Raw genomic sequence first — 15,623 nt, 5'->3', positions numbered from 1 at the left:
GGTCCGGATCACCCGGACCGTCCGGACGGACGTCGGCACCCGCCCGACCCGATCGACCCCGCCCCGGCCGCACGCGCCGTAACCACGGCACCCGCCCGCACCGGAAAGACGAGATGACGACCATGGTCCGCGCCGCTGTCCTGCCCGCCGTCGGAGCCCCGCTGGAGATACGGGACATCGTGCTGCCGGATCCCGGCCCCGGGCAGGTCCGGGTGCGGCTCGCCGCGGCCGGGGTGTGTCACTCCGACCTCTCCCTCACCAACGGCACCATGCGGATCCCCGTGCCCGCCGTCCTCGGCCACGAAGGCGCGGGCACGGTCCTCGCGGTGGGGGAGGGCGTCACCCACGTCGCCCCCGGTGACGGCGTGGTCCTCAACTGGGCCCCGTCCTGCGGGGAGTGCCACCACTGCACGATCGGCGAGGTCTGGCTCTGCGCCACGGCGCTCACCGGGGTCGGGGCCGTCTACGCGCACGACGCCCAGGGCACCGCACTGCACCCCGGGTTGAACGTGGCCGCCTTCGCCGAGGAGACCGTCGTCGCGGCCAACTGCGTGCTGCCGGCCCCTGCCGGGATCCCGCTCGCCGAAGCGGCCCTGCTCGGCTGCGCCGTGCTCACCGGGTACGGGGCGGTCCGCCACAGCGCCCAGGTCCGACCGGGCGAGTCGGTGGCCGTCTTCGGAGTCGGCGGGGTCGGCCTGGTCGCCCTCCAGGCCGCCAAGATCGCCGAGGCGGGCCCGATCATCGCCGTCGACGTGTCCCCGGCCAAGGAGGAACTGGCCCGGGCGGCCGGGGCCACCGAGTTCGTACTCGCCTCCGACACCACCGCCAAGCAGATCCGCGCATTGACCGGCGGGCAGGGCGCCGATGTCGCCGTCGAGTGCGTCGGCCGGGCCGAGACCATCCGGGGCGCCTGGGAGTCGACCCGGCGCGGCGGGCGCACCACGGTCGTCGGCATCGGCGGCAAGGAGCAGAAGGTCACCTTCCACTCCATGGAGATCTTCCACTTCGCCCGCACCCTCACCGGCTGCGTCTACGGCAACAGCGACCCGGCCCGCGACCTCCCGGTGATCGCCGAGCACGTCCGCGCGGGCCGCCTGGACCTCGGCGCCCTGGTCACCGACCGGATCACCCTCGACGGCATTCCGGCCGCCTTCGACGCGATGCTGGCCGGCAAGGGCGGCCGCTCGCTGGTCGTCTTCCAGCCGTAGGGCGCCGTCGGCGTCCCCGCGGAGCGCTCGCGGTCCGCCGACAGGGCTCAGGAGGCGGGCAGCGCCTCGTACTGGAGGGCCAGCCCGTCCAGCAACGCCGCCAGCCCCGTCTCGAAGGCGCCCTCGTCCACCTCGCGCCCGCGCTCCGCCAGCAGGTGGGCCTGGCCGAGGTGCGGGTAGTCCGCCGGGTCGTAGGCCGTGCGGTCGTCCACGAAACCCCCGGCGAAGGAGGCCACCGCCGAGCCCAGGATGAAGTACCGCATCAGGGCGCCGATCCGGGTCGCCTGCGCCGCCGGCCAGCCGGCCTCCGTCATCGCCCCGAACACCGCGTCCGCCAGGCGCAGCCCGGCCGGCCGGCGGCCCGGCCCGCGAGCCAGGACCGGCACGATGTTCGGGTGGTCCGCCAGCGCGTCCCGGTACGAGTGCGCCCACGCGTGCAGGGCCGCCCGCCAGTCCTGGCCGCCGTCGAACATCGACAGGTCCACCCGCGCGCTCACCGCGTCCGCCACCGCGTCCAGGATCTCGTCCTTGGTGCGGAAATGGTTGTAGAGCGAGGGCCCGCTGACCCCGAGCGCGGCGGCCAGTCGCCGTGTCGACACGGCCTCCAGCCCCTCCGCGTCCACCAGGGCGCCGGCCGCCTCGACGATGCGGTCCCGGCTGAGGAGGGGCTTGCGCGGTCTGGCCATGCGCCACATAGTAGGGCCTGCCCGCCATAAACTACCGGTGCTAGTTAAAGGTGCCGATCCCGCCCCGGAGGTGCCCGGTGAATCTGGAGCTGAGCGAGGAGCAGGCCGCCGTCCGCAGGCTCGCCCGGGAGTTCACCGAGCGCGAGGTCGTCCCGTACGCCGCCGAGTGGGACCGCGCCGAGAGCGTGGACCGGGCCATCGTGAAGAAGCTGGGCGGGCTCGGCTTCCTCGGACTGACCGTCCCCGAGGAGTACGGCGGCTCCGGCGGCGACCACCTCTCCTACGTGCTGGTCACCGAGGAGCTCGGCCGCGGCGACTCCGCCGTACGCGGGATCGTCTCCGTCTCCCTCGGCCTGGTCGCCAAGACCATCGCCGCCTGGGGCTCGCAGGAGCAGAAGCGCGCCTGGCTACCGCGCCTGTGCTCCGGCGACGCGCTCGGCTGCTTCGGGCTGACCGAGCCCGGCACCGGATCCGACGCCGGCAGCCTCACCACCCGCGCCGTGCGCGCGGGGGACGCGTACGTCCTCGACGGCAGCAAGATGTTCATCACCAACGGCACCTGGGCCGACGTGGTGCTGCTCTTCGCCCGCACCGGCGACGAGCCCGGCCACCGCGGAGTCTCCGCCTTCCTCGTCCCCACCGACACCCCCGGCCTGACCCGCCGCGAGATCCACGGCAAACTCGGCCTGCGCGGCCAAGCCACCGCCGAGCTCGTCCTCGACGGCGTCCGCGTGCCCGCCTCGGCCATGCTCGGCCCCGAGGGCAAGGGCTTCTCGGTCGCCATGTCCGCCCTCGCCAAGGGCCGGATGTCGGTCGCCGCCGGTTGCGTCGGCATCGCACAGGCGGCCCTGGATGCGGCCGTCTCGTACGCCGCCCAGCGCGAGCAGTTCGGCCGGCCGATAGCCCACCACCAGCTGGTCCAGGAGCTCATCGCCGACATCTCGGTCGACGTGGACGCGGCCCGGTTGCTGACCTGGCGGGTGGCCGACCTCATCGACCGCGGGCAACCCTTCGCCACCGAGTCCTCCACCGCCAAGCTCTTCGCCTCCGAGGCCGCCGTGCGGGCCGCGAGCAACGCCCTCCAGGTGCACGGCGGGTACGGATGCATCGACGAGTACCCGGCCGGCAAACTGCTGCGCGACGCCCGCGTGATGACCCTGTACGAGGGCACCAGCCAGATCCAGAAGCTGCTCATCGGCCGTGCCCGTACCGGGGTCTCCGCCTTCTGAGGAGTGGTGGGAGGACCTTCCGAGGATCTGTGCGAGGGGGCCGACTGAGTACCGGCATGAGTACGCGCGCGGATGTGCTCGCCCTCGCTCGGCCCGATTCTCGAACCATGAACGAGACACCGGTCAAGCAGCAGAGCACTGGGGCGTACTACGGCCAGGCCGTCGCCTCCTTCGGTATCGCCATGGGCGCCGTGGCCGTGGGGATCTACAACCTGGAGACGAACGGCTGGGTCCGGGCCTTCCTCGGCATCGCCGTCCTCTACCTCACCACCTCGGCCTTCACCCTCGCCAAGGTGATCCGCGACCGCCAGGAGGTCACGCAGATCGTGAGCCGGGTGGATCAGGCCAGGATGGAGAAGATGATGGCCGAGTACGACCCCTTCGCACCGAAGTAGTCGCACGTCGGTCCCGGCCGGGCCGCCCGACATCGCTAAGCGCTTGCTCACCCTCCGGTAGGGTGTTCACTTCCACACGGTGAAGGGTGAGTGAGCGATGGGCAGCGCGGAGGATACGGTCGACGGCTACCGGCCGTGGTCCGAGGTCACCCCCGACGCCGCGCGGCGGCTGCTCGTCGCCGCCGTCGACGCCTTCGCCGAGCGCGGGTACCACGCCACCACCACACGTGACATCGCGGGCCGTGCCGGGATGAGCCCGGCCGCGCTCTACATCCACTACAAGACCAAGGAAGAGCTGCTCCAGCGGATCAGCCGGATCGGCCACGACAAGGCGCTGGAGATCCTCACCACCGCCGCCGACGGCCCCGGCAGCGCCGCCGATCGGCTCGACGCCGCCGTACGGTCCTTCGTGCGTTGGCACGCGGCGCATCACACCACCGCGCGCGTGGTCCAGTACGAGCTCGACGCCCTCGCTCCGGAGCACCGTACCGAGATTGTCGAGCTGCGCCGGCAGAGCGACGCGGCCGTGCGCCGCATCATCGCCGACGGGGTGGCCGCGGGGGAGTTCGACGTCCCCGACGTGCCGGGCACCACGCTCGCCGTGCTGTCGCTGTGCATCGACGTGGCCCGCTGGTTCAACGCCGCCGGCCGGCGCACGCCCGACGAGGTCGGCGGACTCTACGCCGACCTCGTGCTCCGCATGGTGGCCGCGCGGCCCGGCCCGCAGCAGCAGTAGCTCGGGAGGGCTGGTTCGGAAGCGCTGGTTCGGAAGCGCCGGCTCAGAAGTAGTAGCGCGAGACCGACTCCGCCACGCACACCGGCTTGTCGCCGCCCTCGCGCTCCACCGTGACGGTGGCCGTCACCTGTACGCCGCCACCCGCCTCCGTGACCTCCGTGATCACGGCGGTGGCGCGCAGCAGCGAACCGACCGGCACCGGCGCGGGGAAACGGACCTTGTTCGTCCCGTAGTTGAGACCCATCCGCATGCCCTCGACCCGCATGATCTGCGGCACCAGGCTGGGCAGCAGGGACAGGGTCAGATAGCCGTGCGCGATGGTGGAGCCGAAGGGCCCGCCCGCCGCGCGCTCCGGGTCCACATGGATCCACTGGTGATCACCGGTGGCGTCCGCGAAGAGGTCGATCCGCTTCTGGTCCACCTCCAGCCACTCGCTGGGCCCGAGCGGTTCACCGATCCCGGCGTGCAGCTCCTCGGCGGACGTGAAGACCCTCGGCTCGGCCATGCCCTGTTCCTGTCTCTCGCGGACGACTGACGGACGAACGAACGAATAAGCGCTTGCTCAGCATGCTGGGGGGCGTATGCGTATGTCAACGGACCTCCGACTACGCTCGGCCGAGTGCCGCAGATTCCCGAGAAAATCCACGAGCTCACCGTCGGTCAGTTGTCCGCCCGCAGCGGCGCGGCCGTCTCGGCGCTCCACTTCTACGAGGCCAAGGGCCTGATCAGCAGTCGTCGCACCGCTGGCAACCAGCGCCGCTACACGCGTGACGCACTGCGCCGGGTGGCCTTCGTACGCGCCGCACAGCGCGTGGGTATCCCGCTGGCCAGCATTCGCGAGGCGCTGGCCCAACTCCCCGAGGAGCGTACGCCCAACCGCGAGGACTGGGCCCGTCTCTCGGAGGCCTGGCGCACCGAACTCGACGAACGCATCAGCCGGCTCGGCCGGTTGCGCGATCATCTGACGGACTGCATCGGCTGCGGCTGCCTGTCGATGGAGACCTGCGCGCTGTCCAACCCGGACGACGTCTTCGGTGAGCGGCTCACCGGCTCGCGGCTGTAGCCACCGCCTGCGCCACCATGTCCCGGGCCGCCGACACCAGTTCGGCATTGGACCGCGCCGGACGCCCGTCGGGCAGGTACGTCACATCGCCTACGCCGGTCCGTACGCCCGTGCCGCACCGCGCGGCCAGTCGCAGCACGGGCCAGGCGGCCGCGTCCCGCCCGTACAGCAGCACCGGTACGGGCGGCAGCGCGCGCAGCCCCGCCACCAGGGCCGGATCGGCCGCAGCCAGCTCGGCCGAGAGCCGCACCCGCCCGGGTTCGCGCACCGGCCAGGCCAGGAACCGGGCCAGCGGCTCCGCCCCGGCCGCCCCACCCAGCGGTACCACCGCGTCCACCGCGACCCCCCGCGCCAGCAGGGCCTGCGCCAGCTCCCCGGCCCCCGGCTCCCCGAAGTGCACCACGGCCCGGTCCGGCAGCACCGTCCACGAGGCCAGCCGTGCCCGCCGCCCCGCGGGATCGGGCTCGGCCGCGATCGACACCGGTACCGACAGCGCTGCGCCGACCCCTGCGCGCCGCAGCACCTCCAGCACCGGCCCGACCACCCGCGGCGACAGGCTCTCCCGCCCGCACGGCGTCCGCGGATGCACCAGCACCTCCTCGGCCCCCGCGGCGACGGCCGCGAGCGCCGACTCCGCCAGCGCCTCCGGCGACAGCGGCACGGCCGGGCCGTCGGCGGCACTCCGTGAGCCGTTCAACGACACGGACAACGACACGGACGACGACGCCGGCGACGGTATCGGTGACGACAGCGACACCGGTGACGACACCGGCGACGACACCGGTGGCGGAACGAAGGACTTCACGCGGCTCCCGCCGACGGGGTCTCCAGCAGCATCGGGGTGTCCACCAGGGCCGGTCTGGGCACCACGATCCCGCAGCCCGCGCACACCGGCCCGTCCCAGGCCAGCGCCCCCGCCCAGGGCCCGACCGGAGCCACCTCCGGCCAGTGCAGTTCGGTGTCCCCGCACACCGGGCACACCGTCCCCGGCGCCGACTCCAGCGCCCGCACCAGCCGCCGTAGCACCTCGCCCAGCGCCCCCTCGGGCCGAACACCCGGATCCGCGCACCGCACCACCGCGTCCCCGCTCCCGCCCCAGGCCCACTCCGGCCGGCGCAGCCCGTGGTGCTTCTCACGCCGCCGGCGCTCCGCGAACTGGCGCTCGTACTCCAGCCAGACCGCCCGCGCGTCCTCCAGCTCCTCCAGGGCGGCGACCAGCCGCAGCGGATCGGCCCCCCGGTCCTCCGGGGCGATCCCGTGCCGGTCGCACAGGTGCCACCACGTCGCCCGGTGCCCGTAGGGCGCGAATCGCTCCAGGCAGCGGCGCAGGGAATGGCGCCGCAAGGCCCGGTCATTGCGCGCGTCGCGCACCTGGTAGGCCAGACTTCGGAATCCCGCCATCACACCATCACCTCCGCCGATGTGCCCAACATGCCCGGTCGGAGGCGGGCGCATGCGGGGGCGGTCGAGGCGTGCGGGTGGCACATGGCCAGAACTCAGCGCCCCATGCGCCCCGCGTCCACCACCAGCCGGGCCAGTTCCTCGTGGCAGATGTCGCTGTGCGCCCCCGACGGGGCACCCCCGCGCCGCACCACGGAGTCCGCGTCCACACTGACGCAACCGGCCGCGGGCACCCCCTCGCGCAGGGCCGCGTCGAGGGTCAGCCGGGGCGCACCCGGAACGGCCTGGACCCCGTCGTGCCCGATGGCGCCCCAGCGCTCGTCGAAACCCAACAGTCCGGCCGAATCCCCTGCCATCCGGGAGGCCAGCGGATAGAAGATCTTGAGGGCGGAGTCGTAGGGGGAGTGGCAGGCGACCACCGGCCCGTCGACCCGGCGCTGGAGGCCGCGCAGGGCGCCGCCGTGGCCCTTGTCGTGCGGCAGTCGGTCGGCGAACGCGTAGTGGGAGAAGGCGCCTTGGAGCAGGGTCACGGATTTCACGTAGCGGGCCCGGTCCGGGACCGCGCGCAGGGAGAAGGAGACGACGCGCGCTCCGAAGCTGTGCCCGATCAGGTGGAACCGCAGTGCGGGGCGGGCGGCCGCCAGCTGGGCCAGCACGGGGCCGAGGCCGCGTTCGCCGACCACGCCCGCCCGCTTCTTCATCTTGTAGTACGCGGCCTGTCGTAGCAGTTCTTTGGCGCCGTCCCACAGGCCGCGCAGCCCGCCGCCGACCGTGAGCCCCGGACCCTCGGGGGCCGCCGCAGCCGGTGCGCCCGCCCTGACCAGGGCGAGGGAAAGGGCCTGGCACACCTCCAGCACATCGTCCGTGAAGATCGCGGGTACCGAGGGCGCGACCATCGCCGGAACCGCGTCCACCCCCGCCAACTCACGTACCAAGGCGCCGAACTCGATGAAGGCGGCCGCCGAGTCCGGCCGCTCGGCCAGCAGTTCCGCCACCCGGTCCAGCTCCGCCCGCCGCTCCGGCCAGAACTCCCCGAGCGCCCGGCGGGTGAGCGGATCCAGCGCACCGCCGAGGCCCGGTTCCGCCAGGGCGCCGGGAGCGTCGAAGTCCGGTATCGGCTCGTCGGAGAAGCGCATCGAGGGCCATACGACACCCACATAGCCCAGGCGCACCCCCGATCCCACCAGCCCCTCGAAGGGCGCGAAGAACCGGTCGTAGAGGCGCGTCGCCGTGGACCGGTCACTGTTCCAGCCGTGGGCGAAGACCAGCAGGTCGGTGGCCTCCATCCGGGACACCGCGCCCTGCGTCACCCGGTCGACGTCCCCCTCGGAGTCGAAGGTCAGCTCCGCGTACGGCCGGACCCCGACCCCGACCCCGACCCCGATCCCGATTCCGAATCCGCCACCGACGTCCGCCATGACGCCCCCCTCCACGCCGTGCCTCCGGTGCAGTCAGCATCCTGCTGCGGCGCCCGCCCGGCCAGCCCCCCGACGCGGTCGGATCACGGGTACATCAGGTACTCCTCGCGCACCGCCGCGAAGCGCGCCAGCCCCGCCGCCCAGTCGCCCGCGACCTCGTCCACGTCCGCCCCGGAGTCCACCAGGGTCCGGACCCGGTCGGAGCCGGTCAGCCGGTCGATCCAGTGGTCCGCGCGCCAGCCGAAGCCGCTCCACACCCGGCGCGCCGTGATCAGCAGTCCGATCCCGGCCCGGACCGGGTCGAAGGCCTCCCGGTCGTGCACGATCAGCCGGACGCCGCCGCACACCTTCCCCACGTGCTTGGAGAAGGTCGGAGTGAAGTACGCCTCCCGGAACCACACCCCGGGCAGCCCCAGCGCGTTCGCCGCCTCCGCCCACCGCCGGTCGATCCCCTCCGCGCCGATCACCTCGAAGGGCGTGGTCGTCCCGCGCCCCTCGGAGAGGTTCGTCCCCTCGAACAGGCAGGTACCGGCGTACGCGAGAGCCGTGTCCGGGGTCGGCATGTTCGGGCTCGGCGGCACCCAGGGCAGCCCGGTCTCCGCGAAGAACGACTCCCGCCGCCACCCGGACATCGCCACCGTCCGCAGTGCGACCGGCCGGTCCGTCAGGAACTCGCCGTTGAAGAGCCGGGCCAGTTCGGCCGCCGTCATGCCGTGCGCCAGCGCGATCGGCTCCCGGCCGACGAAGCTCGCGTACGGTCGCTCCAGCACGGGTCCCGCCGCCCGCCGGCCGCCCACCGGATTGGGCCGGTCCAGCACCACCACCGCCTTGCCGGCGAGCGCGGCCGCGCGCATGCAGTCGTAGAGGGTCCAGATGTAGGTGTAGAAGCGCGCCCCGACGTCCTGGATGTCGAAGACGACGGTGTCGATCCCGGCCGCTTCGAACACGTCGGCGAGCTTCTGCCCGCTCTTGTCGTACGTGTCGTACACCGGCAGCCCGGTCGCCGGATCCCGGGAGGCCCCCTCCGAGTCGCCCGCCTGCGCCGTCCCGCGGAAGCCGTGCTCCGGCCCGAACACCGCCACCAGGTCGACCCGTTCGTCCGCGTGCAGTACGTCGACCAGGTGCCGGGCGTCGGCGGTGATCCCGGTGGGGTTGGTGACCACCCCGACCTTCTGTCCGGCCAGTACGGCGTACCCGTCCGCGGCGAGCCGTTCGAACCCGGTACGCACCCGCCCTCCCGCCCCGGCGGCCCGGCCCGCCGCGGTCCCGGCGGCCCCGCGGGTCCCGTCCGCGGCGCCCGCGCCCAACGCGCCGGCCGATCCGATGGCCCCTGCCAGCCCCAGCACCCCGCGTCGCGACAGTGTCATCCGGCCACGCTAGGGGTCACGCCCCTTTCCTCCTGACATACCGACCGGTTAGTCTGCCCGCCATCCGGCATCCGGCCGCACGAGAGGTGGACCCCGTGAGCGCGTACCAGAACCAGCGAGTCGTCGTCACCGGCGCGGGCGGCGGCATCGGCGCCGCCCTCGCCCACCGCTTCGCGGCCGAGGGTGCGACGGTGGTGGTCAACGACCTCGACCCGGCCAAGGCCGCCGCGGTCGCCGCCGCCATCGGCGCCCGGGCGATCCCGGTACCGGGCGACGCCTCGGCGATCGTGGCCGAGGCCCGCGAGGCCCTCGGCGGGACGGTCGACGTCTACTGCGCCAACGCCGGACTCGCCTCGGGCGGCGACGCCTTCGCCGACGAGGCCGTCTGGGAAGCGGCCTGGGACACCAACGTCATGGCCCACGTCCGCGCCGCCCGACTGCTGCTGCCGGACTGGCTGGAGCGGGAGAGCGGCCGCTTCGTGTCCACGGTCTCGGCCGCCGGGCTCCTGACCATGATCGGAGCGGCCCCGTACAGTGTCACCAAGCACGGTGCGCTCGCCTTCGCCGAATGGCTCTCGCTGACCTACCGCCACCGCGGGGTCCAGGTCCACGCCATCTGCCCGCAGGGGGTGCGCACCGACATGCTGACCGCCGCGGGCTCGGCGGGCGAACTCGTCCTCGCACCGACCGCGATCGAGCCGGAAGCGGTCGCGGACGCGCTGTTCGACGGCATGGAGAAAGGCCGGTTCTTGATCCTCCCGCACCGCGAGGTCGCCGACTTCTACGCCGCCCGCGCCACCGAGCCGGACCGCTGGCTGAGCGGCATGAACCACCTCCAGCAGAAATGGGAGACCCGGTGACCGCCTCCCGGTACGCCGCCAAGCCGTGGCTCGGACTGCTCGCCGCGGCCCAGCGGGCGTCCGTCGCGCCGCCACCCACCGTGCTGCACGCCTTCCGCGAGGCCGTGGCCCGGGCCCCCGAGCGCACCGCCCTGGCCTACTTCGACGGCCGGATCGGCTACGCGGAGGCCGACGCGCTCTCCGACTCCGTCGCCGGGCACCTCGCGGCGCGCGGCGTCCGTCGCGGGGACCGGGTCGCGGTCATGCTGCAGAACACCCCGCACTTCGTGCTCGCCGTCCTCGCGGCCTGGAAGGCCGGGGCAGTCGTCGTACCGCTCAACCCCATGTACAAGTCGGGCGAGGTCGGGCACATCCTGCGCGACTCCGGGGCCGCCGCGCTGGTCTGCGAGGGCGGCGCGTGGACGGCGTACCTGCGCGAGGCCGCGCGGGACAGCGCCGTGCGGACCGTGCTGACCGCGTCGGACCTGGACTTCCAGACGCGCAACGACCCGCGCGTCTTCGGCCCGACCCCGAACTCGACTTCGACCTCGGCCCCGACGTCGGCCGCGGCCCCCCTCCTGCCGTTCGTGCCCGCCCAGGCGGGCGCGCCCGACGCGGCGCCCGACCGGCGGCCCTCGCCCGGCCCGCGCGCCGTCGATCCCGTCACCGATCCCACCGTCGATCCCACCGACGTTCCCGCCGTGGACCTCCTCACCGTGGCCCGCGGCCGGCGGCCCGCGCCGGACGCCCCGCCCCTCACCGCCGCCGACACCGCCCTCATCAGCTACACCTCCGGCACCAGCGGTACCCCCAAGGGCGCGATGAACCCGCACGGGGCGCTCACGTACAACGCCGTCCGGCAGGTGACCTCCCACCCCCTCCCCGAGGGCGCCGGCTACTTCGCCCTCGCGCCCCTGTTCCACATCACCGGCATGGTCTGCGAGCTCGCCGCCTGCTTCGCCAACGCCGGCACCCTGGTCCTCACCCACCGCTTCGACGCCGGCGCCGTCCTCGACGCCTTCCTCGAACACCGCCCGGCCTACACGGTCGGCCCGGCCACCGCCTTCATGGCCCTCGCCGCCCACCCCGGGGTCACCCCGGACCACTTCGCCTCGTTCCAGGTGATCTCCTCCGGCGGCGCCCCGCTCCCGCCCGCGCTCGTGGAGCGCCTGCGCACCGCCTTCGGCTTCTACCTCCGCAACGGCTACGGCCTCACCGAGTGCACAGCCCCCTGTGCCAGCGTGCCCGTGCACCTCGAAGCCCCCGTCGACCCCGCCTCCGGCACCCTCTCCGTGGGCCTGCCCGGCGCCGACACCGTGGTCCGCATCCTCGACGAGCAGGGGGCCGAGGTGCCCTTCGGCGAGACCGGCGAGATAGCCGTCCGCGGGCCCCAGGTGGTGCCCGGCTACTGGGGTCTGCCCGCGGAGTCCGCCAAGGCCTTCCCCGGCGGCGAACTGCGCACCGGCGACGTCGGATTCATGGACCCCGACGGCTGGCTCTACGTCGTCGACCGCAAGAAGGACATGATCAACGCCGCCGGCTTCAAGGTCTGGCCGCGGGAGGTCGAGGACGTGCTCTACACCCACCCCGCCGTCCGCGAGGCCGCGGTGGTCGGCGTGCCCGACGCGTACCGCGGGGAGAGCGTGAAGGCGTACGTGAGCCTGCGCCCCGGCACCTCGGTGGAGCCGGCGGAGCTCGCCGCCTTTTGCGCCGAGCGCATCGCCGCGTACAAATACCCGCGTCAGGTGGAGATCCTGCCTGTTCTTCCGAAGACGACCAGTGGCAAGATCCTGCGACGGGAACTGCGCGATCGCGGCTGAAAACAGTCGGAGGGTCGTACAGCTGGTCCCAGTGACCAGGCAGGAACGAGGAAGGGAAGGTCAGCGCCATGGCGGCACGGACCACGGAACCCGCAGGCACGCACGAGGCCCCGGTACCGCAGCGGCTGCTGGCCGTCGCCACCCGGCTCTTCGCCGAGCGCGGCTACGACCGCACCTCGGTCCAGGAGATCGTCGAGGCGGCCGGCGTCACGAAGGGCGCGCTCTACCACTACTTCGGGTCCAAGGACGATCTGCTCCACGAGGTGTACGCGCGGATGCTGCGGCTCCAGCAGCAGCGCCTGGACGCGGTGGCCGATTCCGACGCGCCCGTCGAGGAGCGGCTGCGCGCCGCGGCCGCCGACGTGGTCGTCACGACGATCGAGAACCTCGACGACGCGATGATCTTCTTCCGGTCGATGCACCAGCTGAGCCCGGAGAAGTCCAAGCAGGTACGGGCGGAGCGCCGGCGCTACCACGAGCGCTTCCGGGCCCTGGTCGAGGAGGGCCAGCGTACGGGGGTGTTCTCCGACGCCACCCCCGCCGACCTGGTGGTCGACTACCACTTCGGGTCCGTCCACCACCTGTCCACCTGGTACCGGGCGGACGGCCCGCTCACGCCGCAGCAGGTCGCCGATCACCTCGCCGACCTGCTGCTGCGCGCACTGCGCCCTTAGAGGCCGCTGAGCCCCTGGAGGCTGCTGCGTCCTTGGAGGCCCAGCGCCCCCCGGAAACCGAGACACCCCTGGAGGTCGTCGGGCCTCCAGGGGTGTCCTGTCGAGCAGGGTGACCGGGCCGGGGGTCCGCCCGCCGGCGGACCCCCGGGCCCGTCGACTACTCGGCCACCTTCAGCAGCTTGTTGGCCGTGCCCGCGGACGGGTTGGTGACCGCTCCGGACGTGGCCGCCCCCGTCAGGGCCGCGGCCGTCTGCGCCGGAGTCGCGGACGGGTGTCCCGCCAGGTAGACCGCCGCCGCGCCGGCCGCGTGCGGGGCCGCCATGGAGGTGCCGGAGATGGTCTTCGTCCCCGTGTCGCTGTCGTTCCAGGTGGACGTGATGTCCGAGCCCGGCGCGTACAGGTCCACCACGGAGCCGAAGTTCGAGAACGACGACTGCTCGTCGTCGATCGTGCTCGACGCCACCGTGATCGCCTCCGGGACCCGGGACGGCGAGCCCTGACCGGCGTCGGCCGACTCGTTGCCCGCGGCCACCGTGAAGGTGACACCCGAGGCGACGGCCCGGCGCACCGCCTCGTCGAGAGCCTCGTCGGCGCCGCCGCCCAGGCTCATGTTGGCCACCGAGGGTCCCTTGTGGTTCTGCGTGACCCAGTCGATGCCCGCGACCACCTGTTCGGTGGTGCCGGAGCCGTTGTTGTCCAGCACCCGCACCGCGACGACCTTCGCCTTCTTGGCGACGCCGTGCGAGGTCCCCGCGATGGTGCCGGCCACGTGCGTGCCGTGGCCGTTGCCGTCGTCGGCGCTGTCGTCGTTGTCCACCGCGTCGAAGCCCGACGTCGCACGGCCGCCGAAGTCCTTGTGGGTGGTACGCACGCCGGTGTCGATGACGTACGCCGTCACGCCCTCGCCGCCGCCGTCGGGGTAGGTGTACTTCTTGTCGCCGGCCTGAGCGGTCTGGTCGATCCGGTCCAGACCCCAGGAGGGCGGGTTGGTCTGGGTGGAGTTGATGGTGAACTTCTTGTTCTGCACGACCTTGCCGACGGCCGGGTCCGCGGCGAGCCGCTTGGCCTCCGTCTCGCTGAGACCCGCGGCCGAGAAGCCGTTGACCCCGGAGCCGTAGGAGCGCTTCAGCTCGCCCCCGTACTTGCGGGCGAGCTGTTCCTTGTTCGCGGATGCGTCGAGTATCACGACATAACTTCCGCTGATCGCGCCGGGCGCGCCGAGGCCGTACACCGTGCCTTCGGCCGGTGTCGCCGCTCCCGCGAGGGGGGTGGCGAGCAGGGCCACGGCAGCCGCCGTGGCCGCTCCGGTACCGACTGCCGCGTACCGGAAACCGCGCGAGCGCTTGTGAGTTGCCATCTGGAGGGTTCTCCTCGTGTTGACGTTGGGGGCGTCAGACCTTCTGGAGAACCCTCTTCCGATTGACAGGCGCAAATCAAGAACGCTTTGGGGTTCTGGGGTTGTTCAACAAGGTTTCTTAAAGGGTCCCCCGCACCGCCTTCACCTCGCACACAGGTTCATAAGAACTCCCGCACGATTTCCACACGTTCACGGGCGACCGGCCTCGTAGCCCTTCAACTCCCGCCGCGCCAACGACCGCTGGTGCACCTCGTCCGGCCCGTCGGCCAGTCGCAAGGTCCGCGCCGCCGCCCACAGTTCGGCCAACGGGAAGTCCTGGCTCACCCCGCCCGCACCGTGCAACTGCACCGCGTCGTCCAGGATCCGCACCACCGCCCGCGGGGTCGCGATCTTGATGGCCTGGATCTCGGTGTGCGCGCCCCGGTTGCCGACGGTGTCCATCAGCCAGGCCGTCTTCAGCACCAGCAGCCGCAGCTGCTCCACCGTCACCCGGGCGTCGGCGATCCAGTTCTGTACGACGCCCTGGGCGGCCAGCGGCTTGCCGAAGGCGGTACGTTCCACCGCGCGCCGGCACATCAGCTCGATGGCCCGCTCCGCCATCCCGATCAGCCGCATGCAGTGGTGGATGCGGCCCGGGCCGAGCCGGGCCTGGGCGATGGCGAAGCCGGTGCCCTCCTCGCCGATCAGGTTCGCCGCCGGGACCCGGGCCCCGTCGAAGACCACCTCGGCGTGGCCGCCGTGGTCGTGGTCCTCGTACCCGTACACCGTCATCGCCCGGCGCACCTCGACCCCCGGGGTGTCGCGCGGCACCAGGATCATCGACTGCTGACGGCGCGGATCGGCGCCCTCCGGGTCGGTCTTGCCCATCACGATGAAGATCTTGCAGTCCGGGTTCATCGCCCCGGAGATGAACCACTTGCGGCCGGTGACCACGTACGCGTCGCCGTCGGCCGTGCGCTCGATCCGCGTCTCGACGTTCGTGGCGTCCGAGGAGGCCACCTCGGGCTCGGTCATCGCGAAGGCGGAGCGGATCTCGCCGGCCAGCAGCGGCTCCAACCACTGCTTCTTCTGCTCCTCGTTGCCGAACTGGGCGAGCAGCTCCATGTTCCCGGTGTCCGGGGCCGCGCAGTTGGTGGCCATCGGCGCCAGGTGCGGGCTGCGGCCGGTGATCTCCGCGAGCGGCGCGTACTGGAGGTTGGTCAGCCCGGCGCCGTGCTCCGCGTCCGGCAAGAAGAGGTTCCACAGGCCCTGGCGGCGCGCCTCGGCCTTCAGTTCACCGAAGACGGCCGGGGTGTCCCAGGGCGAGGCCAGCCGTGCGCGCTGCTCGGCGGCGACGGGCTCCGCCGGGTAGACGTACTCCTCCATGAACGCGAGCAGCCGCTCGCGGAGTTCCTCGGTCCGGGCGTCGAATGCGAAATCCATGGGTGGGT

General features: G+C 72.9%; 16 protein-coding genes. 8 read left to right on the top strand and 8 right to left on the bottom strand.

Features of this window, described 5'->3' with window-relative positions:
• The first annotated feature begins 122 nt into the window (after nt 1–122).
• Nucleotides 123–1,208, top strand: coding sequence for a Zn-dependent alcohol dehydrogenase (locus tag BCL76_RS20905; RefSeq protein WP_109781059.1), 1,086 nt, complete (start codon nt 123–125; stop codon nt 1,206–1,208).
• A gap of 47 nt (nt 1,209–1,255) precedes the next feature.
• Here the strand turns inward: BCL76_RS20905 and BCL76_RS20900 are convergent, their stop codons facing one another.
• Entirely contained in the window at nt 1,256–1,903 is a 648-nt protein-coding gene (locus BCL76_RS20900) for a TetR/AcrR family transcriptional regulator (protein ID WP_109780960.1), read from the bottom strand.
• 68 nt (nt 1,904–1,971) lie between these two features.
• Here BCL76_RS20900 and BCL76_RS20895 point away from each other — a divergent pair, with 68 nt between their 5' ends.
• The 3 genes from BCL76_RS20895 (at nt 1,972) to BCL76_RS20885 (ending at nt 4,254) form a co-directional block, all read left to right on the top strand.
• A complete protein-coding gene (locus tag BCL76_RS20895) occupies nt 1,972–3,123 on the top strand; it encodes an acyl-CoA dehydrogenase family protein (protein WP_109780959.1) in 1,152 nt (383 codons plus the stop codon).
• A gap of 107 nt (nt 3,124–3,230) precedes the next feature.
• Nucleotides 3,231–3,518 carry a YiaA/YiaB family inner membrane protein gene (locus BCL76_RS20890; RefSeq protein WP_109780958.1) on the top strand — a complete coding sequence of 96 codons (288 nt, stop codon included), beginning with the start codon at nt 3,231–3,233 and terminating at the stop codon, nt 3,516–3,518.
• A 97-nt stretch (nt 3,519–3,615) separates the two neighbouring features.
• On the top strand, nt 3,616–4,254 hold the full coding sequence (locus BCL76_RS20885) for a TetR/AcrR family transcriptional regulator (protein WP_109780957.1): 639 nt from the start codon (nt 3,616–3,618) through the stop codon (nt 4,252–4,254).
• Between the two features lie 43 nt (nt 4,255–4,297).
• Here the strand turns inward: BCL76_RS20885 and BCL76_RS20880 are convergent, their stop codons facing one another.
• Entirely contained in the window at nt 4,298–4,759 is a 462-nt protein-coding gene (locus BCL76_RS20880) for a MaoC family dehydratase (RefSeq protein WP_030768259.1), read from the bottom strand.
• Nucleotides 4,760–4,873: 114 nt separating this feature from the next.
• Here BCL76_RS20880 and soxR point away from each other — a divergent pair, with 114 nt between their 5' ends.
• Nucleotides 4,874–5,317, top strand: coding sequence for a redox-sensitive transcriptional activator SoxR (gene soxR, locus BCL76_RS20875; protein ID WP_109780956.1), 444 nt, complete (start codon nt 4,874–4,876; stop codon nt 5,315–5,317).
• On the opposite strand, the gene BCL76_RS20870 is transcribed toward soxR, so the two are convergent.
• The 4 genes from BCL76_RS20870 to BCL76_RS20855 all read right to left on the bottom strand — a co-directional run bounded on the left by BCL76_RS20870 (nt 5,298) and on the right by BCL76_RS20855 (nt 9,503).
• The gene (locus BCL76_RS20870; protein ID WP_309136860.1) at nt 5,298–6,020 is read right to left on the bottom strand and encodes a 3-keto-5-aminohexanoate cleavage protein; all 723 of its coding nucleotides are present in this window, start codon (nt 6,018–6,020) and stop codon (nt 5,298–5,300) included. The two genes, soxR and BCL76_RS20870, sit on opposite strands and share 20 nt — an antisense overlap.
• A gap of 98 nt (nt 6,021–6,118) precedes the next feature.
• Nucleotides 6,119–6,718 (bottom strand): hypothetical protein, encoded by a 600-nt coding sequence (locus BCL76_RS20865; protein WP_109780954.1) that lies wholly within the window; start codon nt 6,716–6,718, stop codon nt 6,119–6,121.
• A gap of 95 nt (nt 6,719–6,813) precedes the next feature.
• Nucleotides 6,814–8,136: a serine-threonine protein kinase gene (locus BCL76_RS39040; RefSeq protein ID WP_181382634.1), complete on the bottom strand. Its 1,323-nt coding sequence runs from the start codon at nt 8,134–8,136 to the stop codon at nt 6,814–6,816.
• Between the two features lie 83 nt (nt 8,137–8,219).
• Nucleotides 8,220–9,503: an exo-beta-N-acetylmuramidase NamZ family protein gene (locus BCL76_RS20855; RefSeq protein WP_109780953.1), complete on the bottom strand. Its 1,284-nt coding sequence runs from the start codon at nt 9,501–9,503 to the stop codon at nt 8,220–8,222.
• Between the two features lie 95 nt (nt 9,504–9,598).
• Between BCL76_RS20855 and BCL76_RS20850 the strand changes: the two genes are divergently transcribed.
• The 3 genes from BCL76_RS20850 to BCL76_RS20840 all read left to right on the top strand — a co-directional run bounded on the left by BCL76_RS20850 (nt 9,599) and on the right by BCL76_RS20840 (nt 12,836).
• Nucleotides 9,599–10,363 carry an SDR family oxidoreductase gene (locus BCL76_RS20850; protein ID WP_109781058.1) on the top strand — a complete coding sequence of 255 codons (765 nt, stop codon included), beginning with the start codon at nt 9,599–9,601 and terminating at the stop codon, nt 10,361–10,363.
• Nucleotides 10,348–12,162 (top strand): AMP-binding protein, encoded by a 1,815-nt coding sequence (locus BCL76_RS20845; protein WP_109780952.1) that lies wholly within the window; start codon nt 10,348–10,350, stop codon nt 12,160–12,162. Before BCL76_RS20850 ends, BCL76_RS20845 begins: the two co-directional genes overlap by 16 nt.
• Nucleotides 12,163–12,230: 68 nt before the next feature.
• Nucleotides 12,231–12,836, top strand: coding sequence for a TetR/AcrR family transcriptional regulator (locus BCL76_RS20840; RefSeq protein WP_033223888.1), 606 nt, complete (start codon nt 12,231–12,233; stop codon nt 12,834–12,836).
• 157 nt (nt 12,837–12,993) lie between these two features.
• Here BCL76_RS20840 and BCL76_RS20835 read toward each other — a convergent pair whose 3' ends face one another.
• Entirely contained in the window at nt 12,994–14,193 is a 1,200-nt protein-coding gene (locus tag BCL76_RS20835; protein WP_109780951.1) for a S8 family peptidase, read from the bottom strand.
• Nucleotides 14,194–14,382: 189 nt separating this feature from the next.
• A complete protein-coding gene (locus BCL76_RS20830) occupies nt 14,383–15,615 on the bottom strand; it encodes an acyl-CoA dehydrogenase family protein (RefSeq protein ID WP_109780950.1) in 1,233 nt (410 codons plus the stop codon).
• Between the last annotated feature and the right edge of the window lie 8 nt (nt 15,616–15,623).

Source organism: Streptomyces sp. CG 926 (genome assembly GCF_003148825.1).
Taxonomy (GTDB): Bacteria; Actinomycetota; Actinomycetes; order Streptomycetales; family Streptomycetaceae; genus Streptomyces.
Note: the sequence above shows the minus strand (reverse complement) of the source record. Positions and strands in the feature narration are given on the sequence as shown.